Below are 20836 nucleotides of genomic sequence, written 5' to 3'. Positions count from 1 at the left end.
GAGGCGCGGACACGGCTCCCGCCGCTCACCCGCTCGGAGCAGTCCTGCCGGTCAGCCCCGCCTCACCAGCGGGAACGGCAGCGTCTCCCGGATCGTCAGACCCGTGAGGAACATGACGAGGCGGTCGACGCCGATGCCCAGGCCCCCCGTCGGCGGCATCGCGTACTCCAGTGCGTCCAGGAAGTCGTTGTCGAGCTCCATCGCCTCCGGGTCCCCGCCCGCCGCCAGCAGCGACTGGGCCGTCAGCCGGCGCCGCTGCTCCACGGGGTCGGTCAGCTCCGAGTAGGCGGTGCCCAGTTCGGTGCCGAAGGCCACCAGGTCCCAGCGCTCCGCGAGCCTGGGATCCTTGCGGTGCTGCCGGGTGAGCGGGGAGACGTCGGTCGGGAAGTCCTTGTAGAAGGTGGGCAGCTTGGTCCGCTCCTCCACCAGCCGCTCGTACATCTCCAGGACCACGTCGCCACGGGTGTTGTCGGGCGTGTGCGGCACGGCCGCGCGGTCACACAGCCGCCGCAGGACGTGTTCCTCGGTGTCGGCGTCGACCTCCTCGCCCAGTGCCTCGCTGATCGCCCCGTACATCGTCTTGACCGGCCAGGGTCCGGAGATGTCGTGCACGACGAGCTTTCCGTCCGGTCCGGCCTTGTGCGCGATCGGCGAGCCGAAGGCGGCCGTGGCGGCGCCCTGGATCAGCTCGCGGGTCAGGTCGAGCATCACGTCGTAGTCGGCGAAGGCCTGGTAGGCCTCGAGCATCGTGAACTCGGGGTTGTGCTTGTAGGAGACGCCCTCGTTGCGGAAGGTGCGGCCCATCTCGAAGACCTTCTCCATGCCGCCCACGCAGAGCCGCTTCAGGTACAGCTCGGGCGCGATGCGCAGGTACAGGTCGAGGTCGTAGGCGTTGATGTGGGTGCGGAACGGGCGGGCGTTGGCCCCGCCGTGGATCTGCTGGAGCATCGGGGTCTCGACCTCCAGGTAGCCCCGGTCCAGCAGCCCCTGCCGCAGGGCCTGGACGGCGCTGGACCGGGCCCGTACGACGTCGCGCGCCTCGGGGCTGGCCACCAGGTCGAGGTAGCGCCGGCGGACCTTGGCCTCCGGGTCGGCGAGGCCCTTGCGCTTGTCGGGCAGCGGGCGCAGGCACTTGCCGGTGAGCTGCCAGGAGTCGACGACCACGGACGGTTCGCCGCTCTTGCTGGCGCCGACCTCGCCGCTCGCGACGACGTGGTCGCCGAAGTCCACCTGGGAGGTGAAGGTGCCGAGCACGGCGGCGCCGGCCTCGTCCCGGGTGAACATCAGCTGGATGTCTCCCGACCAGTCCCGCAGGACGGCGAACACCACGCCGCCGAGGTCGCGCACGACCATCACCCGTCCGGCGACGGTGACCCGCGCGCCGGTGCGGGTGCCGGGCGGGTGGCCGGGGTGCGCGGCCTTCAGCTCGGCGACCGTGTGGGTGCGCTGCGGGATGCCGACGGGGTACGGGTCGGTGCCGGCGGCCCGGATCCGCTCCAGCTTGTCGTGGCGGACCCGGACCTGTTCGGGCAGCCGCTCGGCCCGTGCGCCCTCCGTGTCCTCCTGCCCCACGGATTCCAGCCCGAGGGATTCGATGGGCGGCAGGCCGGCGGTGGTGGCGGGGGCGGTGAGCCCGCGCGGGTGGCCGTTGCCCCACAGGGTGCGCATGCTCGGCACGGAGACGAACCCCTCGGCGATGCCGGAGGCGAGGCTGACCCGGGCGAGCGAGCCGGCATCCTGGAAGCAGAGGAACCGCGGGTACCACTCGGGGCCGTACTTGACGTTCGAGCGGTACAGCGCCTCCAGCTGCCACCAGCGGGAGAAGAAGAGCAGCAGCTTGCGCCACACCTTGAGGACGGGACCGGCGCCGATCCGGCCGCCCTCCTCGAAGGCGGAGCGGAAGACTGCGAAGTTGAGGGAGATGCGGCGCACGCCCAGGCCCGGGGCGGCCGCGCAGAGCTCGGCGACCATGAACTCCATGACCCCGTTGGGGGCGGCCCGGTCGCGGCGCATCAGGTCGAGGGAGATGCCGTCCTTGCCCCAGGGCACGAAGGAGAGCAGGGCGATCAGCTCGCCCTTGTCGTCGAAGGCCTCCACGAGCAGGCAATCACCGTCGGCGGAGTCTCCGAGCCGGTCCAGGGCCATGGAGAAGCCGCGTTCGGTCTCGGTGTCGCGCCACTTGTCGGCCCGGTCCACGATCATCTGCATCTCGTCCTCGGAGAGGGCGGAATGGCGGCGGATGACGGTGCTGGCCCCGGTGCGCTTGACCCGGTTGACGGCCTGGCGGGTGACGCGCATGTCGCGGCCGTCGAGGTCGAAGTGGGCGACGTGCAGGATGGCCTCGTCGCCGAGTTGGAGGGCGCCGAGCCCGGAGCGGGCGTACGCGGTCGCGCCGTCCTCGGAGGCGCCCATGACGGCGGGCTGCCAGCCGTAGCGGCGGGCGACGGCGAGCCAGGCGTCGATGGCGGGGGTCCACGCGGCCGGGTCGCCGACGGGGTCGCCGCTGCCGAGGCAGACGCCGGCCTCGACCCGGTAGGTGACGGCGGCCTTGCCGTTCGGGGCGAACACGACGGCCTTGTCGCGCCGGGTGGCGAAGTAGCCGAGGGAGTCGCCCCGCCCGTAGGCGCCCAGCAGGGCCCGGATGCGGGGCTCCTCGTCCCCGTGCAGGGCGGCGGTCAGCCGCTGGGAACGGAAGAGGGTGGCGGCGGCGTTCAGCAGGGCGAGGGCGCCGAAGAGGCCGAGCAGGAAGTACAGGGGCCGGGCCGGGTGGCCGTCGAACTGCCGGGCCGAGAACAGCCCGCCGAAGACCTGCTTGGCCGACCAGTCCAGCCACTGCCCCTTGGGCAGGGTTCCCGGGAACAGGGCCACCAGGCCCCAGCCGAGGAAGACCGCCGCGAGCAGACCGAGGCCGAGCACGAGCAGGGCCCGCCACAGGGCCCCGGGCCGGGAGGCGGCGTTGAACTCCTTGCGCGCGGCGATCAGGATCACCAGGGCGGCCACCGCGAGGGCCATCGAGGAGAAGCCCACCCAGTAGTCCTCGGCTGCGATGGTCAGCACGTCGACCAGGACCAGCAGGGCCAAATAGGTGACGACGATCCACCAGGCGACCTTCTTGCGCATGCCGAGTGCGGCGGCGAGGAGGAAGAGGAAGACGGCGTAGGCGAGGTTGGCGCTGACCGGCAGGACGATGGCGTCGAGGAAGCGCACGACGGGCCGCAGCAGGCGGCGCAGCGCCGGGGAGAGCGCCAGGAGGGCGCAGAACAGCCCGAGCGTGCCGAAGAACGCTCCGAAGGCATCGGGCACCCGGTTCAGGAAGCGGCTGCGGCTGCCGCGCGTCCCGCGCGTCTCCTCCACGGTGGCACTCATGGTTCGCACTGTAAGGAGGGCCGCGCCCCTTCGCGCGGTGAGAGAGGTTTAGCCTCTTAAGGGTGACAGAGCACGTGGGTACGGGATTCGAGCGCGGTACGGACGGTCCGAAGGTGATCCTCGCCGGGGTGGACGGTTCGCAGTCCTCGCTGCGCGCGGCCGCCTACGCGGCGGGGCTGGCCCGGCGGCAGAACGCGCTGCTGGCACTGGTGTACGTCCAGCCGGTGATGCCGGCCGGGGCCTCGCTGGGGGCTCCGGTGTCGGAGGCCACCGAGGAGATCGCGGAGGGGCTGGTGGCCGAGATCCGGGAGTCGGCGGAGCGGCTGAAGGGCGTCTACGACGTGCGCTGGCAGTTCCACACCTTCCGCGGGGACGCGTACGCCGGGCTGGTGAGCGCGGCGGCGGAGCTGATGGCGGACGCGGTGGTGGTCGGGGCCTCGGAGCAGGCCGGACACCGGATCGTGGGCTCGGTGGCGATCCGTCTGGTGAAGGCGGGGCGCTGGCCGGTGACCGTGGTTCCCTAGTGCTGTGGCCGGAAAGGTTTGCCGGGTCGCGGCGTTCGGTGCGGTGCATCGCAAGGCGGAGGACCACGCCTCGTACCGGACGTACCGGCGTGGTCCGACAACGCGGCGAGGTGCCGTGCCGGGCGTCGCGACCCGGTGAACCTTTCCGGTCGCAGCACTAGCGTCCGCGCGCAGCAGGGTCCACCAGGTCACGACCCCCACGCCTCCCTGGGCAGTGATTTGCCCGCGCAACCGAACGCCGTAGACGGCGGGCCCGGGCGTGACGTATGTTCAGGCGGCTCCGGGCCGCCCGTCCGTCCGTCAGCCGTTTCCCTGTCACACGTCACACAGTTCCCGTGGGGGGTACTTCGTCATGTCCTCGAGCACGCCCGCTCCGTCACCGTCCCCGTATCCGTATCCGCCGTCCCGACCCGCCCAACTCCTGCGCTCCCCCGACTCGATGGCGAAGGCCGCGACCGTACTGCTGATGGTGGGAGCGGTGGCCCACCTCCTCTCGACCGGCTTCAACCTGCACAAATGGCAGGTTCAGAAGCAGCTGATCGCCGATCCCGCGGGCCTCGACTACGACAATCTCGCCTCGATCGACGGCCTCGACGCTCTGGTCGGCTTCCTCCAGCAGTCCACGATGCTGGCCACGGTCGTGGTCTTCATCATCTGGTTCCACCGGGTGCGCTGCAACGCGGAGGTGTTCCGCCCCGACGGCTTCAGTCAGAGCGCCGGCTGGGCGATCGGCGGGTGGTTCGTCCCGATCGCGAACCTCTTCCTCCCGTACCGGACGGCGCGGGAGACCTGGGACGCCAGCGCCCAGTACGCCCCCGACGGGTCTTACCGCCACGTCTCGGGCGCCCCGGTGGTGGCCTGGTGGCTCACCTTCATCGCCGGCTCGGTGATCAGCAAGGTCGCCGCGTGGAATTACGCGAAGACGGCGGCGCACGAGGGGCTCCGCGACGCCTTCCTCCTCGGCGCCGTCGGAGACCTGACCACCGTGGTGGCCGCCGTGCTGGCCGTCCTCTTCGTGCGCGGACTGACCCTCATGCAGGGTCTCAAGGCCGCCCAGGGACCGAACGCCGCGGTCTGAGGTTCCCGGGCCGGGGCTTGGCGGGCCGGGGCTTGGCGGGCCGGGGCTTGGCGGGCCGAGGTGCTCCCGGTCCTACTTCGCCGTCGTCAGCCCGTCCTTGGCCGCGCCGCGCCCCAGGACCGCTTCGGTGATCTCGTCGCGGGCCTCCTCGTAGTCCTCTCGGCCCGGGTTCTGGGCGAGGGCTGCCGGGAGGTCGATCACCCGGCCCGCTCCGAGATCCATCATCTGCGGCACGAACTCGGCCTTGGTCACCTGCCAGCGCTGCCCGGGGGCGGCCGGCGGGGCGAAGGTGAAGCGGCCGATGGATCCGTAGTTGCCGCGCATGTCGCGGGCGCCGCTGTAGTTGAACATCTCGCCGGCCACCTGGTCGCCCATGCCGTAGACGATCCAGGTCCCGTTGACCTTCTCGTACGCCTGCGGGATGTGGGCGTGCGTGCCGAGGATCATGTCCACGTCGGGGCGGCCGCCGGTCTGCGAGGCGGTCAGCGCCTTGCCGAGCGCGAGCTGCTTCTCGTCCGGTTCGGTCTGCCATTCCGTGCCCCAGTGGAGGCTGACGAGCACCACGTCGGCGCCCGCCTTACGGGCCGCCCGGGAGTCCGCGACGATCTTCTCCTGCTCCATCAGGTTGACCGCCCAGGGCTGGCCCTCCGGCATCGGGTAGCCGTTGGTGTCGTAGGTGTACGCGAGGTGCGCGACCTTCGCGGAGCCCGCGGAGTACATCGTCACGGTGCCCGCCTCGGCGGCCGTACGGGCCGAACCCGCGTGCTTCAGGCCGACCTTGTCGAACCGCTCGAGGGTGCGCTTCAGACCGGCGGCGCCGCCGTCGAGGGTGTGGTTCGAGGCCGTGGAACAGCCGTCGTACCCGGCGTCCTTGAGGCCGTCGGCGACCTCGGGCGGGGACTGGAAGGCGGGATAGCCGGTGAACGGGCCGCCTTCCGGCCCGTAGATGGTCTCCATGTGGCAGAGGGCCAGGTCGGCGGCCGAGACGATCGGCTTGACCGCGGAGAACATCGGCCGGAAGTCGTGGCCGTCACCGTCCGCGTCGGAGGCCGCCCGCCGGATGACCGACTCGTGGGGCAGCACGTCGCCGCTCGCGACCAGGGTGAAGCCCCTCATCGAGCCGGCGGCGGGGGCCGTGGTCGATCCGGGAGCACCGGAGGGCGCCGCGGCGGGCCGGGAGCCGGCGAGGCGGGCCGGCGCGGGGTCCCCGCCCGCGGAGCAGCCGGCTACCGCCGACAGCACGACGGCGGTCAGGAGTGCGAGGGCGTGGCGGGTGCGCGCGGTCATCTGTCCCAGCTCTCCTTGATTAGTACTACTACCTGATCTTCCGTCAATCCATAGAAAGAGACGCCGGAAGTCAAGGACCGGCTCCGCCGCCCGGCCGCGCACTCACCCCAATGGCCGTTCGGCGCGCCGTTCGACCGTTCACCGCCCGGCGCGGCCGCCCACCGGATGACCCGGGTGCTTGGGCGCACCGTCCGGGCGGGACGGTTCCGGGCGGGCCCGGTGCAGGTCAGGGTGGATCCGTCGACCTCGACCGACCCCCGCACCGACCCCCGGAAGGAGCCTCCCGTGCCCCTTGCCCCCACCCTCCGACGCACCGATCCCGAGGCACTGGCCGAACTCCAGCACGAACACGGACGGGCCCTGTTCGGTTTCCTGCTGGGCCTCACGGCCGGTGACGCCCAGCGCGCGGAGGACCTCGTCCAGGAGACGCTCCTGCGCCTCTGGCAGCATCCGGAGGTCCTGGGAAGCGGCTACGAGTCCCTGCGGCCCTGGCTGTTCACGGTGGCCCGGCGGCTCGCCATCGACGCCCGCCGGGCACGCCTGTCCAGGCCCCTGGAGGTGGACCCGGAGGGGCTGGACCAAGCACCGGCGCCGGGGGACGCGGTGGCGGGCTCGGTGACCGCCATCGACGTCCGGCGGGCCGTGGGATCGCTGGGCCCGGAGCACCGGGACGTCCTGGTGCAGGTCTACTTCCAGGACCGCTCGGTGGCCGAGGCCGCGGCAGAGCTCGGGATTCCGGCGGGGACGGTCAAGTCCCGTACGTACTACGCCCTGCGCGCCCTGCGGAAGGGCCTCCAGGGCTACGGGTACGGACTCGGCGCCTAGGTTCGGTGTCCGGGAACGATGTCAGTGCCGGCTGCGAGACTCGCGGGATGACGAACACCGCTGCCATCAGCGCCTACTGGGACGCCGCCGCGGCCCGCTTCGACGAAGAGCCGGACCACGGCCTGCGCGCCCCGGAAACCCGCGACGCCTGGGCCGACCTCCTCGGCTCCTGGCTGCCTGCCGGACCGCTCGACGTCCTCGACGTGGGCTGCGGCACCGGATCGCTGTCCTGCTGGCAGCCGAAGCCGGCCACCGGGTCACCGGCGTGGACCTCTCCCCGAGGATGGTCGGGCACGCCCGGGCGAAACTGTCCGCCGCCGGTCTGACGGGCCGGTTCCTGGTCGGCGACGCCTCCGTCCCGCCCACCGGCGGCCGGCGGTTCGACGTCCTGCTCTCCCGCCACCTGCTGTGGACCCTGCCCGATCCCCGGGCCGCACTCGGCGACTGGACCGGCCGTCTGCGCCCCGGCGGCACCCTCGTCCTCGTCGAGGGCCGCTGGCGCGAAGCCGGAGCGAGCGCCGCGCCGTACGTACCCGGGGCCGAGACCCTGCCCTGGGCCGGCGGCATCGGCGCCGACGACCTCGCCGCCGCCGTACGACCGCTCGTCACCACCCTGCGCGTCGAACCCCTCGGCGGCGACGCGGCCTTGTGGGGACGTACGGTGACCGACGAACGCTACGCCGTGATCGCCACGGCCTGACCTGACACGCGCGGCCCGACACACGGACCGACGGAGGACCGACGTACCGACCGACGTGCGGCGAACGCGTCAAAGAATGGCTTGAACACCCCCGAATCGGACATGAACCGCATCGAAATCGGCATCGGACCGTTCAAGTTGAGTAAACATCCCCCGCTCCGCGAGCCCCGCAGGGAAGGCTCGGCGCTGACGGCGGGAAGACTCGACGCGTGCGGGAGAAGGTGGAACGGTGCAGCCCGAGGGTACGAACGGCACCAGTGACGGCGGGCTCGCGGTGCCCATGGCATGGCTCTACGCGGAGTACATCGCCGATGAACTGCTGCGCACGGGCCGGTTGATCCCGGTCAGCACCCTGGAGTTCCGCGCCGGACGCGACACGCTCGCGCTGACCATCTACCTCTCGGACGCCGCCGGCGAACTCTCCGGGATCCGGGTCGTCTCGCAGCTCGACGAGTGGATGTCGCTGACGGCGTACGGGCACCCCTGGCGCGACTGGGTCCATACCCGCTTCCTCGCGCTGGGCGAGGAAGCCCGCGAGCGCGGCCGGGGCGAGGACCCCGACCTGGAGCTGGCCCGGGCGGCCTGGCTCTGGCTGGACCACACGGAGCTGTTCGCCACGAACCTCGACCCGGGACGCCACGGCCACGCCGACACCCCGCCGGGCCTGGACGAGAACGCCCGGGTCTGGACCCCGGCCTGGCAACTCGGTCTCCCTCTCGGGCACTTGGCGATGCACCTGTTCTGAAGGCGGGCACTACTCCGGCCGGCGCGGCCCCGGCGGCTCCGTCGGGTCGGTGACCAGCCCGGTGAAGTCGGCCTCGTTGCGCTCGGCCCGGATCACGTACGCGCGGGCGACGCACCACAGCACCGGGTACACCAGGACCCCGAGCACGACCCAGACCAGCGGGCCCGCCGCGACCCGCGGGAGCAGGAACAGCAGGGGCAGCAGGCCCACCAGGAGGACGAGCGCGGCCAGGGCGCCGAGGCCCGCGCGGAGCTGGCTGCGCATGAGGGCCCGTACGTAGGTGGCGCCGAGGGTGGTCTGCTCGGAGATCTCGGAGCGGGCCGGCGTGTGCGCGGGGGGCCTGCGGCGGCTGCCTCGCGGAACCCCGGTGACGACCTCCCGCCGGGGCGGCTGCGGCTCCTGCTCCTCGGCCATGGGCCGGAGTCTAACCGGAGCCGGGCCGCCCGGAACCCTCCCGCCAGGAGGCTACTTCAGCAGCTTCGACAGCCGCCGGTCGGCGAGCGGCTTCCCCGCGGTCTGGCACGTGGCGCAGTACTGGAGCGAGGAGTCGGCGAAGGAGACCGAGCGGACGGTGTCCCCGCACACCGGGCAGGGCTCGCCCGCGCGGCCGTGGACCCGCATCCCGCTCTTCTTCTCGGCCTTGAGCCGTCCGGCGGCCACCCCGTGCGCCCGCTCGACGGCCGTGCGCAGGGTCTCCTCGACGGCCGCGTACAGCTGGTCCACCTGCGCCTCGTCGAAGGAGGCGGCCAGTTTGAAGGGCGAGACCTTGGCGTGGTGGAGGATTTCGTCGCTGTAGGCGTTGCCGATGCCCGCGATGACGCTCTGGTCGCGCAACACGCCCTTGATCTGCCGCCGTTCCCCGGCGAGCAGTGCGCCGAAGGCCTCGCGGCCGAAGCCCTCTGCGAGCGGGTCCGGGCCCAGCCGGGCGATGCCGGGGACCTCCTGCGGATCGCGGACCACGTACACGGCGAGCCGCTTCTGGGTCCCGGCCTCCGTGAGGTCGAACCCGCCGCCGCCCTCCAGGACGAGACGCAGGGCGAGCGGCCCTTTGCCGGGACGCGGAGGCCGGTCGGGAACGGTGTCGATCCAGCGCAGCCAGCCGGCCCGGGCCAGGTGGGTGACGAGGTGCAGTTCGCCGATGCGCAGGGCGAGGAACTTTCCGTACCGGGCCGTGGCCCCGGCCCGCTGCCCCTCGAGCGCGGTCAGGGGCGGGTCGTAGGTCTTGAGCACGCTCACCGCGAGCGGGAGGACGCGCTCGACCACCCGCCCGGCGAGGTGCTCGTCGAGGAACTCCCTCAGGGCCTCGACTTCGGGCAGCTCGGGCATGCCCCCAGCCTGCCGCGACCCCGGGCCGAGCGCGAGCCGGGACGGGGCACGGGGAGCCGACCCGGTCCTGCGGGCCGCCCCTCAGCCGGCCGAGACCTGAAGCTTGTAGTTCACGCCGACGGCGAAGGAGCCCGATGCTCCCCTGATGCTCAGCGTGTGGCTGCCGGGTGCCATCGGTTCCAGTTGCACCCAGAGGCCGCAGCCGTGGGTGAGGAAGCGCCCCCCGTCCTTGGTGAGCGGATTGCCGTCGACGGCAATGAACCTGACGTCCGTCGCCTCGTATCGCTCGGGTTCCAGAGCTCGTCCGTCGAGGACGGCCTTCCCCTGCGCCGAGGCCATGAAGGCGGTGCAGTCGCCCTCTTCGCCGATCATGTTCACCAGGGGGAAGGCCACCGGCACCGATGCGGGCACCGTGCAGGAGCGCGTCACGGTCCCGCCGAAGGTGCCGGCCAGGAACCAGATGCCGTCCTCCTGGCCCTGGGCGCACAGATGGCCGTCCGGATCCGAGACGGGGTTCGATTCGCTGACGCTCGAAGCCGCCCAGGTCCACCAGCTGCCCTGCAGATCGGCAGCGCTCAGCTTGGCTCCTGCGCCGGAAGAACTCGCAGCGGGAGCCGCGGTCACCGTGCCGGCCGGGGAGCCACTGCTCTCCGCAGAGCTCGGCGCGGACGTGGTGGAGCAGGCGCTGACCAGGATCGATGCGCCGATCAGCAGGGCTATGGATCTTCCGGGATGCATGAGCGAAGAGTACGAGGCCGTGAGCCTCGTACCCGCGGAGGGGTCACGGCATCGTGAACTCGCACCATACGCACTTGCCGCTCCCCCGCGATTCCACGCCCCAGACGTCCGCCAGCCGGTCCACCAGCATCAGCCCCCGCCCCGAGACACCGGAGTCGCCCGCCTCCCTGCGCCGGGGCAGGGCGCTGGAGCGGTCCTCGACCTCCACGCGGAGTCTGCGTTCGGGGCCGGACAGGACGCGGAGGGTCACGATCGCCGGGCCGTCGGTGTGCATGAGGGCGTTGACGATGAGCTCGTCGGCGATCAGCTCGATCTCGTCCGCCCGGTCCCGCGCGCCCCACGCCCGCACCACCGCGCCGATCATGTGGCGGGCCGATACGAGGGCTTCCGGATCGCCGGGGGCCACGTGCTGCTGGAGCCGGCCGCCGGCCTGCTGGGCCTCCTCGGCGTCGCGGCGGAGCAGGAGCAGGGCCATGTCGTCGTCGCCGCCGCGGTCGTCCACGACCTCGCACAGCCGGTCCGCGAGCAGGGACAGGTCGGCCGGTCCGGTGCGGACGAGGGAGGCGAGGAGCCGGACGCCGTCGTCGAGGTCGGCTCCGGGCTGTTCCACCAGGCCGTCCGTACACAGCAGAAGCGTTTCCCCGGGTCCCATCTCGACCGTGGTCACCGGGTACTCCAGCAGCCCGAACTCCGCGGACAGCCCCAGCGGCATCCCGCCCTCCAGCGCGAGGCGCTCGCAGCCGCCGTCCAGGGTGCGCATCAGGGGGTCGATGTGGCCGGCCCGGACCAGTTGCAGCACCCCGGTCGAGAGGTCGGCCTCGACGTACGTGCAGGTGGCGAAGCGGTCGGTGTCCAGCTCGTGCAGGAAGACGGATGCCCGGGCCATGACGGTGGCGGGCGAGTGCCCTTCGGCTGCGTAGGCGCGCAGCACGATCCGGAGCTGGCCCATGACCGCCGCCGCGTGGGTGTCGTGGCCCTGGACGTCGCCGATGACCGCGCCGACCCGGCCGCCGGGCAGCGGGATGACGTCGTACCAGTCGCCGCCGATGTCCCGGCCCATCCGGGCCGAGCGGTACCGTACGGCGATCTCGGCGCCCGGTACCGAGGGGATCCGGCGCGGCAGCATCGCCTGCTGGAGTCCCTCCGCCAGATCGTGTTCCTGCTCCAGCAGCATCGCCCGCTGGAGGCTCTGCGCGATGCTGCTGCCGAGCGCGACGAGCAGGTTCCGCTCCTCCTGGGTGAAGCCGTCCTTGTCCCGGTAGAGCAGGCCGATCGCACCGATCGGGCGGGCCTGGGCGATCAGCGGCAGGTAGGCGGCCGCCGAGATGTGCATGGACGAGATCTTCGCCCACAGGCCGGGGTAGCCGGCGGCGAACTCCGCCGCGGAGTCCAGGAAGCGCGGCTGGAGCGAGCGCACCACCTCGCTCATCGGGTACTGCTCGTCGATGCGGGTGTAGCGGGTGCCGGGGACGAAGCTGCCCGCGGGGCCCTCGGCGACGAGGTGGATCCGGCCTGCTTCGACCAGTCCCATCACCATGCCCATGGACCCGAGCCGTTCCAGGCCGTGGGCGTCGCCGAGCGCGTCGATGACGTCCTGGACGGTACGGGCGTGCGCGAGCGCGGCGGTGGTGCTCTCGACCACGGACGTCTGGCGGCGCCGCTCCTCGTCCAGCCCCAGGCGCTCCGCCGAATGACTGAGCTCCTCGGTGGCGTCGCGGACGATGCCGATGATCCGGTACGGACGGCCGTCCGGGCCGCGCATGACCCGTCCCTGGGTGTGCGTCCAGCGCAGTCGGGCGTCGTGGCAGCGGATGCGGAAGTAGGCGCCGTAGCTGTCGACCCCGCTCTTGAGGGCCGAGGAGACCAGGGCGTCGAGCCGGACGCTCTCGGCGGGCGGGACGCGCGGGGCGAGGGACTCCGGCCGGCCGTCGTACTCCTCGGGGGCGGTGTCGAAGACGTCGAGGGCGGCCGAGTCCATGTGCATGAGACCGGTGACCAGGTCCCAGTCGAAACTGCCCATGCGGTTCAGCGAGAGCGACCGGTCCGGGTGTGCGGGCCAGTCCTCCGGCAGCGATACGGCGGTCGGCACCGGTCCACCATGACACACGGGCCGGTCAGGCGCTCTCCAGGTACTGGCCGTCGTACGGGGCCGAGGGCTGCTGCTCGGGGACGGAGTAGGGGTCGGCGTACGGGTCCGCGTAGGGGTCCGCGTACGGGTCGCTGGGCTCCGGCGACACCCCGTCGGGGCCCACCAGGACCCCCGGGTCGCTCGGGATCTGCCCGGGCAGGTCGGAGGGGATGTCGGTGGGCACGTCGGAGGGCTGGTCGGAGGCGGGCGGCGGGGCCGTGGGCGGGGCCGAGGGGATGCCGGACGAGGGCTGGTCGGGGGTCACCGGGGTGTTCGGGGCCGTCTGCGGGGAGCTCGGCGGGCAGTCGGCCGCGTTCGGGGCGGGGCTGCGGCCGGGGCTCGGCGGGCCGGTGGGCGGCGGCTCGGTGCGGGCGAGGCTGTTGCTCTCCGGGGTCCGGCACGGGTCGGCCGGCGCGGTGCCGGGCGGGGTCGCGGGCGCGCTGGGGATCCCGTCGGCCGGGTCGTACGGGGGCGGCGTCCGCGGGGTGCGGTCCTGGGCTCCGTCGTCGCCAGCCGTGCGCTCGATCCAGGTGTTGTCGGCGATGTTGACGATGACCAGGTTGTCGATCACCTGAATGGTCGGCTCGATGACCACGACTTGAGTGGGCTGGTAGCCGCTCCAGGGCTCCCCCTTGAGCACCGGCGTGCCGGGGGCCGCGCGCGGCGCGAGCAGCGGGTTTCCGCAGGCGCAGCGGACGCGGGGCATGCCGTGGTCGTCCACGAGGACGGCGGTGCCGGCCTGGAGGACGGACTGGAAGGCGCCCGGCTTGCCGCCGACGAAGCCGTGGTTGGTCACCCGGGTGTCGGCGCGCAGCACGACCGGGGTGAGGCCGCGCAGGAAGTCGGGGATCTGCTCCTGCTCCACCCGGGAGGCCTCGGCGAAGGCACGGGCCTTGGCGTCGTCGGCGGTCAGGGACTGGACCTGCGCCTCCACGTCGCAGCTGCCGAGCCGCTGGGTTCCGCCGTACAGGCCGGGGGTGGCCGCGTTGACGGTACGGATGCCCTGGCCGGTCGCATTGGGCAGCGGGGGCTGGACGGGGGCCGATTCGGCGGTGGCGGAGGAGGAGGTGAAGGGGTCCGGGCCGGCCGAGGCCACGGGCTGGAGGTGGACGTCCTGGCTCTCGGCGGCGGGGCCCTTGGTCCGCCCGTCTTCGCCGGAGGCCCCGCAGGCCGCGGCGAGGAGTCCGAGGACGGTGAAGAGGGCCGCACGGGCCGGTGCGTGACGACGCGGCGCCTGACGAGGTGTCGGTGCGTACACGTTGCATCTCCCTTTTCGCCCCGGTTGCTCCCTCTTGTCTGCCGTATGTCCGGAGTGGCCGCAACCGGAGATCACGCCGCCAACCCCTCTCTTGAACATGTTCAAGAGAGGGTCTAGGCTCACGATCGTGAGTTGAACGCGTTCAATGCGTTCGTTCCTGGGAGGGGGATCCTCGGTGACCGTGCTGGTGAATCTGATCGTCACCCTGGGCATGCTGTACGTCGTGCCGGCGGGCCTGCGCCTGATCGATCCGGTCCGGTTCGGCCGCACGGCCCGGCTGTGGCCGCTGTTCGCGGCCCCCGGAGCGGTCTGCCTGTGGCTGCCCCGGGGAGCCCCGGCCACGGCCCTCGCCGCGCTCTACGCGGCGGCCACGGCGGCCCTCGCGGTGCGGGCCCTGGTCCCGGCGGTGCGGGCCCTGGTCCCGGCGGTACGGGCCCCGGCCCCATCGGCGCGGAACCCGACCCGTTCCGGCGCACCCGGGCGGGGCCCCGGACCCGCCGAGGTGGCCGTGCTCACCGCACTCGTGGCGCCCTCGGTCGCCGGGACCGCCCTGGTCGCCGAACGCGCCGGACACCGACTCTTCGGCTTCGACCTCGACATCCTGGCCCTGACCGTGCCGCACTTCCACTTCGCCGGTTTCACCGCGGCCCTGGTCGCCGGGCTGGTGTGCCGGGCCTCCGCCGCCGGAGCCCTCGCGCGCTGGGCGGCGTACAGCGTGCCCGCCGGGACGGGGCTCGTGCTGCTCGGCTACTTCATCGACGACTGGGCCGAGCTGGTGGGCGCGGTGACGCTGACCGGCGGCATGTGGGCGGTGGCCCTGCTGACCTGGCGGGACGTCCGGCCCGGGGCCGCGGTGCGCGACCGGATCACCGGCGCGCTGCTCGCGATCTCGGCGGCCGTCCTGGTGGCCACCATGCTGCTCGCCCTGTGGTGGGCGCTCGGCGAGGCCACCGGGATCGTGCACCCCACCCTGACCTGGATGGCCGCGACCCACGGTCTCGGCAACGCCCTCGGCTTCGGCCTGTGCTCGCTGCTGGCCTGGCGCCGCCTGAACACCCGTTCGGCCGACCCGACCGACCCGACCGACCCGGACGGCCCGCCCCGACCGGCCGGGCTGCCCGCCCGACCCGCCCGACCCGCCCGAACGGAGATCCCGGCATGACCCGCCTCATCAGCCAGGGCCGCAGGACCTTCAACTACCCGGAGCGGGGCGCCACCACCGTGCGGCCGCTGCCCACCGGATACAACATCACCCACCACCGCACCCGTCTCGGGCACGGCCGGGCCGTGCTCGACGCCGCCGCCATCGCCGTCACCACCTTCCGCGCGCACCGCGCCTCGGGCATGCTCGTCACCGCCGGACCGGACCCCGTCCGGCAGGGTGACCGGGTGGTGGTCGGGATGGGTGTCGGCCCACTGCGGATCGACGCCCCGTGCGAGGTGATCTGGGCTCTGTACGAGCCTCGGCGGACCGGTTTCGCCTACGGGACGCTGAGCGGGCATCCCGCCCGCGGCGAGGAGTCCTTCGTGGTGGAGATGGAGGCGGACGGCTCGGTCTGGTTCGAGGTCAACGCCTTCAGCCGTCCGGAACGCCGGTACGCCCGGCTGGGCGGCCCGGCCCTGCCCTTCCTCCAGCGGGCTTACGCGCGCCGCCTCGGCCGGTACGTCCGGCAGCTGGCCACCGGCGTCCGGCCGGATCGATACTGGAGGGGATGGACTGGTTCACGGCGCCCGGATACTGGCTGGGGCGGCTGATCTTCCAACGGGCCCTGGCCGGTCTCTACCTCGTCGCCTTCGCCGGGGCCGCCCTGCAGTTCCGGGCACTGATCGGGGCGCACGGCATGCTGCCCGTGCCGCGCCACCTGCGGTACGTGCCCTTCCGCCGCGCCCCGAGCCTGTTCCACCTGCACTACTCCGACCGGTTCTTCGCCGTCTGCGCCTGGACCGGGGCGGCCCTGGCCGCGGCGCTCGCCGCGGGGGCGGGGGACGCTGTGCCACTGGGCGCGGCGATGGCGATGTGGGCGCTGTTGTGGCTGCTGTACCTGTCGATCGTGAACGTGGGGCAGACCTGGTACTCCTTCGGCTGGGAGTCGCTGCTGCTGGAGGTCGGCTTCCTGGCCGTCTTCCTCGGCAACGCGCGGGCCGGGCCGCCGGTGCTGGTGTTGTGGCTGCTGCGCTGGGTGGTCTTCCGGGTGGAGTTCGGCGCCGGGCTCATCAAGATGCGGGGCGATCCCTGCTGGCGCCGGCTCACCTGCCTGTACTTCCATCACGAGACGCAGCCGATGCCCGGTCCGCTGAGCTGGTTCTTCCACCATCTGCCGAAGCCGCTGCACCGGGTGGAGTGCGCCGCCAACCACGTGACCCAACTGGTCGTGCCCGTCCTGTTGTTCACCCCGCAGCCGGTGGCCTCGTACGCCGCCGGGATCATCGTGGCGACCCAGCTGTGGCTGGTGCTGTCGGGGAACTTCGCCTGGCTGAACTGGATCACGATCACGGCGGCCCTGCCGGCCTTCGACTTCAGCGCGCTCGCGGGCGACCCGCCGCCGGCGGCCTCCGGGGAGGGTCCGCTCTGGTACGTGGTGCTGGTGTGCGCGATGACCGCGCTGGTGCTCGTGCTGAGCCGGCATCCGGTGGCCAACATGATCTCGCGCGGCCAGGTCATGAACCGGTCCTTCGACCCCCTCCACCTGGTCAACACCTACGGGGCGTTCGGCACGGTGGGCCGGATCCGCGAGGAGGTGGTGGTGGAGGGCACCGCGGACCGGCGGCCCCGGGAGGACGGCGCGTGGCGGGAGTACGGGTTCAAGGGCAAGCCGGGTGACGTGCGCCGGATCCCGCGCCAGTTCGCCCCGTACCACCTGCGCCTCGACTGGCTCATGTGGTTCGCGGCGCTCTCCCCCGGCTACGCCCGCGACTGGTTCGGGCCGTTCGTCGAGCGGCTGCTGGCGGGCGACCGGGACACCCTGAAGCTGATCCGCCACAACCCCTTCCCGGACGCACCGCCGCTCTACGTCCGGGCGCGGCTGTACCGCTACCGGTTCACGACCTGGCGGGAGCTCCGCGAGACCGGGGCGTGGTGGCACCGCACGCTGGTGCGCGAGTACCTGCCGCCGACCCGGCTCGCGGAGGCGTCCTGGTCAGAGCCCTGGCCGGGACCCCGGGCGGCGCCCCGGTCAGAGCCCGAGTAGCGCTGCCTCCCGCTCCGCCGATATGCCCTTCTGGGGCCGGTCGGGCCGGTGCGGGGCGACCCCGCCGAGCGACCGGAGCCAGGTCCAGGTGTCCGCGACGGTCTCCTCCACGGGGCGGCAGACGAGGCCCGCCGCCAAGGCCTTGGTGACGTCCCCGCCGAACATGTAGTCGTGCAGTTCGCCCTCGGGGAGGTAGATGGGCAGCTCGACCCAGGGCTCGATGCCCGCCTTCTCGATCACCGCCGAGTCGGTCCAGCGCGGTTCGAACCCGGCGCCGGTGGCGGCGGCGCAGGCCTCCAGGAGGCTGTTCATGGTGGCGTGGCCGACCGGGGAGACCAGGTTGTAGGCGCCGCCGAGCCCGGCCGATCCCGCGTCGAGGGTCCAGCGCGCCAGGTCGCGCACGTCGATGTACTGCAGTTGCAGTCCGGGGTGCCCGGGCGCGAGGAGGGGCCCGCCGCGGGCGACGCGGTTCAGCCACCAGGGCAGCCGGCCGACGTTCTCGTACGGGCCGATGATCAGCCCGGCGCGCACCAGCAGGGCGCGGTCGCCGAAGGCATCCAGGGCCGCGAGTTCGCCGCCGCGCTTGTCTTCGGCGTAGGCGGTGGCCTCCGCGTCGGGCGAGCCCTCGACCACCGGGCCGTCCTCGTCCAGACCGGCGGGGGCGGGATAGGCGTACACCGAGCGGCTGGATATGTACACGTACCGGCCGGCCCGGCCCGCGAGCAGCCGGGCGCTGTCGCGCACGGCCGTGGGGGCGCCGCCCCAGGTGTCGACGACGAGGTCCCACTGCCCCTCGGCGAGGGCGTCCAGGCCTCCGGGGGCGGTGCGGTCCCCGTGCAGGGCCGTGGTCCCCGGTGGGGGCGCGTGGTGCCCGCGGTGGAAGACGGTCACCTCCCACCCGCGGCTCAGGGCGTCTTCGGTGATCGCGCGCCCGACGAATTCGGTTCCACCCAGCATCAGCAGCTTCATGCGGGTCAGCCTGCCCGGGGCCGGGGGTGCGCGGAACCCTTGATCGCCCAGAGCGATGACGCCCACGGCGTACCGGTACCGGGAACTTCCGGGCGCCCTCCGGCATGGAACGGGCCCGCGAGCAGCCACCGCAGGGCTCAGCCACCGCACGGCGCCGCCCGCCGTCCCGGGTCTTCACACCGGGGACGACGGGCGGACCGCACCGTACGGGTCTGGCGCGTGTCTAGTCGATGCCGGGCAGGATGTGCGGCTCCGCGAGGTCGTCCTCGTAGCCTGCGAGGCGGATCGGAGCGGACCGGGCCCAGACTTCCAGGTTGCCGAGGGTCTCGGGGCGCTTCACGCTCCGCGAGGTCGTCCGTTCTCTGGGCGCCTGGTCGGTCGTCGTCAGTTCTGGCGTCACCGCGCACTCCTTTGTGTCGCGTAACCCGGCGGGCGAACCGCGCGCCGGTGCGGGAAGAGGGGGTTTCCGGACGCGGTGGCGCCTTGGTGGAGCGAGTGCCCGTGTGGGGCTCTCATGGCGATCAGAGTACACATATGAGCGCACCCCCGCTCGATGGAAAGGTAAAATCCGCTCCGGACAGCTTGTTTTCTCCACGAGTTCATCACCTTGCACGGCGGCGCGTCGTGTAGGGCTGATCTGCTCGACGGCGCCATACGGGTGATGCGCGGTCGGGCGACGGAAGGAACGACAGTGGCGAAGTCCGAAGTGCCGGTGGTCGTCGGAAGCGTCGGGGAACTGATGGACCTGCTGCGGTGCGGGCCCGGCGACGGCCATGGGCTGCGGGTGGCGGCGCTGCTGCGCCGTTCCCACCCCTTCGACAAGGAACTGCAGGTCGCGGGGCTGTTGATCGACCACCCCGCGGAGGCGATCCGCCCCCTGCTGGGCGAGCGGGTGGCCCGGCTCGTACGGCTCCAGGGACCCGGCGCACCGGCACCCGGGCCGGACTCCGACGCGGAGTCCCTGGGTCACGCGGCCGAGGCGGGCCGGTCCGCGGGCCTGGACGCGGGGGTACTGGACGACTGGCGCCCGGTGCTGGAACTGGTCGCCGCGGGGGCCTACGGCCGCACGGCCTGAACGGGCAACGCCCCCGGTCCCCCTCACGGGAAGGGGAACCGGGGGCGCTCATTTGACGCGGGGCGGGTGGCGCGGGGCAGGTGCCCCGTGCGCGCGGCCTACCAGTTGGCGGGTGCGTAGTCCTTGAGGAAGACGCCGTACAGGTCCTCGCCGAGCTCGCCGCGGACGATCGGGTCGTAGACCCGGGCCGCGCCGTCGACCAGGTCGAGGGGGGCGTGGAAGCCCTCCTCGGCGAGGCGGAGCTTGTCGAAGTGCGGGCGCTCGTCGGTGATCCAGCCCGTGTCGACCGAGGTCATCAGGATTCGGTCGGCCTGGAACATCTCCTGGCCGCTGGTCCGCGTCACCATGTTCATCGCGGCCTTGGCCGCGTTGGTGTTCGGGTGCCCCGCACCCTTGTAGCCGCGGCTGAAGACACCCTCCATCGCGGAGACGTTCACGATGTACGCCCGCCCGCCGTCCGACGTCCGGGCCGCCTCGGCCATGGCCGGCCGGAGCGCGCTGATCAGGATGAACGGCGAGGTGTAATTGCACAGCTGGGTCTCGAGCAGCTCCACCGGGGAGATCTGGTCGATGGTCTGCACCCAGGTGTTGCTGTCGACGACGTCGGGCAGCAGGCCGCCCGCGTCGATGGCGGTTCCGGCGAGGTGCCGCTCCAGGCTGGCGTTGCCCGCGACCAAGGCCAGGTCGGCGACCTTCTGCGCCTCGAGCCCGCTCACGCCGATGGGCAGGGCCGCCAGGCCGTCGACCGCGCCGGAGTTGAAGGCGCCGATGACGTGGTGTGCGGGAAGCTCACCCGCCGGCAGCGGGGCGCCCTCCCCCTCGACCAGCGCCGCGTAGGCGGACGGCAGGCGGCGTACGGTCTGCGTCGCGTTGTTGATCAGAATGTCGAGCGGACCGGCCCCGGCCACCTGGTCGGCGAGCGCCACGGCCTGGGCCGGATCGCGCAGGTCGATGCCCACGACCTCCAGGCGGTGCATCCAGTCCGCCGAGTCCTCCATCGCCTTGAAGCGGCGGATGGCGTCCTTGGGGAAGCGGGTGGTGATCGTGGTGTGGGCACCGTCGCGCAGCAGCCGCAGCGCGATGTACATGCCGATCTTCGCGCGGCCGCCGGTGAGCAGCGCGCGCTTGCCGGTGAGGTCGGCGCGGGCCTCCCGCTTGGTCCGGTTCACGGTGGCGCAGTCCTGGCAGAGCTGGTGGTAGAAGTAGTCGACCTCTACGTAGCGCGTCTTGCAGACGTAGCAGGAGCGAGGGCGCTGGAGGATTCCGGCGATCCGTCCGGTCTCCGTGACAGAGGAGGGCAGCAGGCCCTCGGTCTCGTCGTCGATGCGCTCGGCGGAGCCGGTCGCGGTCGCCTCGGTGACGGCCTTGTCGTTGGCGGTCTTGGCGGCGCGGCGGTCCTGGCGGCGGCGCTGCTTGACCGTCCGGTACAGCCCGGCGGTGGCGCGGCGCACGGTGATCGCGTCCGGGTGGTCGACGTCGAGCTTGTCGAGCTCGTCGAGCACGCTGAGGCAGAGGGCCAGGCGGTCGGGGTCGATGCCGGGCCCGAAGGCGTGGCCCTGCTCCTGGCTGTCTTCGGTCACCGTCATACCCGCTGCAGTTCCTTGATCAGTCGTCCGCGTCCGCCGGATG

The 20836-nt window shown here is 72.7% G+C and carries 18 protein-coding genes and 1 pseudogene; 9 read left to right on the top strand and 10 right to left on the bottom strand.

Features of this window, described 5'->3' with window-relative positions:
* Positions 1-51: 51 nt before the first annotated feature.
* Positions 52-3366 (bottom strand): bifunctional lysylphosphatidylglycerol synthetase/lysine--tRNA ligase LysX, encoded by a 3315-nt coding sequence (gene lysX, locus OG247_RS37200; protein ID WP_327256372.1) that lies wholly within the window; start codon positions 3364-3366, stop codon positions 52-54.
* A 62-nt stretch (positions 3367-3428) separates the two neighbouring features.
* Between lysX and OG247_RS37195 the strand changes: the two genes are divergently transcribed.
* Both OG247_RS37195 and OG247_RS37190 read left to right on the top strand, forming a co-directional pair.
* On the top strand, positions 3429-3890 hold the full coding sequence (locus OG247_RS37195; protein ID WP_327256371.1) for a universal stress protein: 462 nt from the start codon (positions 3429-3431) through the stop codon (positions 3888-3890).
* Positions 3891-4242: 352 nt separating this feature from the next.
* Positions 4243-4968 carry a DUF4328 domain-containing protein gene (locus tag OG247_RS37190; RefSeq protein ID WP_327256370.1) on the top strand — a complete coding sequence of 242 codons (726 nt, stop codon included), beginning with the start codon at positions 4243-4245 and terminating at the stop codon, positions 4966-4968.
* Between the two features lie 72 nt (positions 4969-5040).
* On the opposite strand, the gene OG247_RS37185 is transcribed toward OG247_RS37190, so the two are convergent.
* Positions 5041-6255 carry a CapA family protein gene (locus OG247_RS37185; protein ID WP_327256369.1) on the bottom strand — a complete coding sequence of 405 codons (1215 nt, stop codon included), beginning with the start codon at positions 6253-6255 and terminating at the stop codon, positions 5041-5043.
* 285 nt (positions 6256-6540) lie between these two features.
* Here OG247_RS37185 and OG247_RS37180 point away from each other — a divergent pair, with 285 nt between their 5' ends.
* The 3 genes and pseudogenes from OG247_RS37180 (at position 6541) to OG247_RS37170 (ending at position 8525) form a co-directional block, all read left to right on the top strand.
* The gene (locus OG247_RS37180; RefSeq protein ID WP_327256368.1) at positions 6541-7080 is read left to right on the top strand and encodes a sigma-70 family RNA polymerase sigma factor; all 540 of its coding nucleotides are present in this window, start codon (positions 6541-6543) and stop codon (positions 7078-7080) included.
* A 47-nt stretch (positions 7081-7127) separates the two neighbouring features.
* Positions 7128-7780: pseudogene (locus OG247_RS37175) on the top strand (class I SAM-dependent methyltransferase).
* A gap of 280 nt (positions 7781-8060) precedes the next feature.
* Positions 8061-8525 (top strand): hypothetical protein, encoded by a 465-nt coding sequence (locus tag OG247_RS37170; RefSeq protein ID WP_327257767.1) that lies wholly within the window; start codon positions 8061-8063, stop codon positions 8523-8525.
* Positions 8526-8534: 9 nt separating this feature from the next.
* On the opposite strand, the gene OG247_RS37165 is transcribed toward OG247_RS37170, so the two are convergent.
* The 5 genes from OG247_RS37165 to OG247_RS37145 form a co-directional block, all read right to left on the bottom strand.
* Positions 8535-8939 carry a hypothetical protein gene (locus OG247_RS37165; RefSeq protein ID WP_327256367.1) on the bottom strand — a complete coding sequence of 135 codons (405 nt, stop codon included), beginning with the start codon at positions 8937-8939 and terminating at the stop codon, positions 8535-8537.
* 51 nt (positions 8940-8990) lie between these two features.
* The gene (locus OG247_RS37160; protein WP_327256366.1) at positions 8991-9851 is read right to left on the bottom strand and encodes an Fpg/Nei family DNA glycosylase; all 861 of its coding nucleotides are present in this window, start codon (positions 9849-9851) and stop codon (positions 8991-8993) included.
* Positions 9852-9932: 81 nt separating this feature from the next.
* Positions 9933-10589, bottom strand: a complete 657-nt coding sequence (locus tag OG247_RS37155) for a signal protein (protein WP_327256365.1) — start codon at positions 10587-10589, stop codon at positions 9933-9935.
* A gap of 43 nt (positions 10590-10632) precedes the next feature.
* A complete protein-coding gene (locus tag OG247_RS37150) occupies positions 10633-12696 on the bottom strand; it encodes a SpoIIE family protein phosphatase (protein WP_327256364.1) in 2064 nt (687 codons plus the stop codon).
* Between the two features lie 7 nt (positions 12697-12703).
* Positions 12704-13975, bottom strand: a complete 1272-nt coding sequence (locus OG247_RS37145; protein WP_327256363.1) for a DUF6777 domain-containing protein — start codon at positions 13973-13975, stop codon at positions 12704-12706.
* Positions 13976-14150: 175 nt separating this feature from the next.
* On the opposite strand from OG247_RS37145, the gene OG247_RS37140 reads away from it, so the two are divergent.
* The 3 genes from OG247_RS37140 to OG247_RS37130 are packed head-to-tail and all read left to right on the top strand — an operon-like array spanning position 14151 to position 17163.
* Positions 14151-15137, top strand: a complete 987-nt coding sequence (locus OG247_RS37140) for a YndJ family protein (protein ID WP_327256362.1) — start codon at positions 14151-14153, stop codon at positions 15135-15137.
* Positions 15134-15730 carry a DUF1990 family protein gene (locus OG247_RS37135; RefSeq protein WP_327256361.1) on the top strand — a complete coding sequence of 199 codons (597 nt, stop codon included), beginning with the start codon at positions 15134-15136 and terminating at the stop codon, positions 15728-15730. Before OG247_RS37140 ends, OG247_RS37135 begins: the two co-directional genes overlap by 4 nt.
* Positions 15688-17163 (top strand): lipase maturation factor family protein, encoded by a 1476-nt coding sequence (locus OG247_RS37130; protein WP_327256360.1) that lies wholly within the window; start codon positions 15688-15690, stop codon positions 17161-17163. Before OG247_RS37135 ends, OG247_RS37130 begins: the two co-directional genes overlap by 43 nt.
* Here the strand turns inward: OG247_RS37130 and OG247_RS37125 are convergent.
* Together OG247_RS37125 and OG247_RS37120 are read right to left on the bottom strand one after the other, a co-directional pair.
* A complete protein-coding gene (locus OG247_RS37125; protein WP_327256359.1) occupies positions 17149-18132 on the bottom strand; it encodes an NAD-dependent epimerase/dehydratase family protein in 984 nt (327 codons plus the stop codon). The two genes, OG247_RS37130 and OG247_RS37125, sit on opposite strands and share 15 nt — an antisense overlap.
* A gap of 223 nt (positions 18133-18355) precedes the next feature.
* Positions 18356-18532 carry a hypothetical protein gene (locus tag OG247_RS37120; protein ID WP_327256358.1) on the bottom strand — a complete coding sequence of 59 codons (177 nt, stop codon included), beginning with the start codon at positions 18530-18532 and terminating at the stop codon, positions 18356-18358.
* A gap of 339 nt (positions 18533-18871) precedes the next feature.
* On the opposite strand from OG247_RS37120, the gene OG247_RS37115 reads away from it, so the two are divergent.
* The gene (locus OG247_RS37115; protein ID WP_327257766.1) at positions 18872-19207 is read left to right on the top strand and encodes a hypothetical protein; all 336 of its coding nucleotides are present in this window, start codon (positions 18872-18874) and stop codon (positions 19205-19207) included.
* Positions 19208-19305: 98 nt separating this feature from the next.
* Here the strand turns inward: OG247_RS37115 and OG247_RS37110 are convergent, their stop codons facing one another.
* Complete coding sequence (locus OG247_RS37110) at positions 19306-20793, bottom strand: SDR family NAD(P)-dependent oxidoreductase (RefSeq protein ID WP_327256357.1); 1488 nt, start codon at positions 20791-20793, stop codon at positions 19306-19308.
* Positions 20794-20836: the final 43 nt, after the last annotated feature.

It is taken from the genome of Streptomyces sp. NBC_01244 (assembly GCF_035987325.1).
Lineage (GTDB): Bacteria > Actinomycetota > Actinomycetes > Streptomycetales > Streptomycetaceae > Streptomyces.
This window is presented reverse-complemented; position numbering and strand designations above follow the sequence as displayed.

Excerpts from the sequence above, each read along its gene's own strand:
- lysX (WP_327256372.1), bottom strand. The coding sequence starts at position 3,366 with ATGAGTGCCACCGTGGAGGAGACGCGCGGGACGCGCGGCAGCCGCAGC.
- OG247_RS37190 (WP_327256370.1), top strand. The coding sequence starts at position 4,243 with ATGTCCTCGAGCACGCCCGCTCCGTCACCGTCCCCGTATCCGTATCCG.
- OG247_RS37185 (WP_327256369.1), bottom strand. The coding sequence starts at position 6,255 with ATGACCGCGCGCACCCGCCACGCCCTCGCACTCCTGACCGCCGTCGTG.
- OG247_RS37170 (WP_327257767.1), top strand. The coding sequence starts at position 8,061 with ATGGCATGGCTCTACGCGGAGTACATCGCCGATGAACTGCTGCGCACG.
- OG247_RS37165 (WP_327256367.1), bottom strand. The coding sequence starts at position 8,939 with ATGGCCGAGGAGCAGGAGCCGCAGCCGCCCCGGCGGGAGGTCGTCACC.
- OG247_RS37160 (WP_327256366.1), bottom strand. The coding sequence starts at position 9,851 with ATGCCCGAGCTGCCCGAAGTCGAGGCCCTGAGGGAGTTCCTCGACGAG.
- OG247_RS37155 (WP_327256365.1), bottom strand. The coding sequence starts at position 10,589 with ATGCATCCCGGAAGATCCATAGCCCTGCTGATCGGCGCATCGATCCTG.
- OG247_RS37135 (WP_327256361.1), top strand. The coding sequence starts at position 15,134 with ATGACCCGCCTCATCAGCCAGGGCCGCAGGACCTTCAACTACCCGGAG.
- OG247_RS37130 (WP_327256360.1), top strand. The coding sequence starts at position 15,688 with ATGGACTGGTTCACGGCGCCCGGATACTGGCTGGGGCGGCTGATCTTC.
- OG247_RS37125 (WP_327256359.1), bottom strand. The coding sequence starts at position 18,132 with ATGAAGCTGCTGATGCTGGGTGGAACCGAATTCGTCGGGCGCGCGATC.
- OG247_RS37115 (WP_327257766.1), top strand. The coding sequence starts at position 18,872 with ATGGACCTGCTGCGGTGCGGGCCCGGCGACGGCCATGGGCTGCGGGTG.
- OG247_RS37110 (WP_327256357.1), bottom strand. The coding sequence starts at position 20,793 with ATGACGGTGACCGAAGACAGCCAGGAGCAGGGCCACGCCTTCGGGCCC.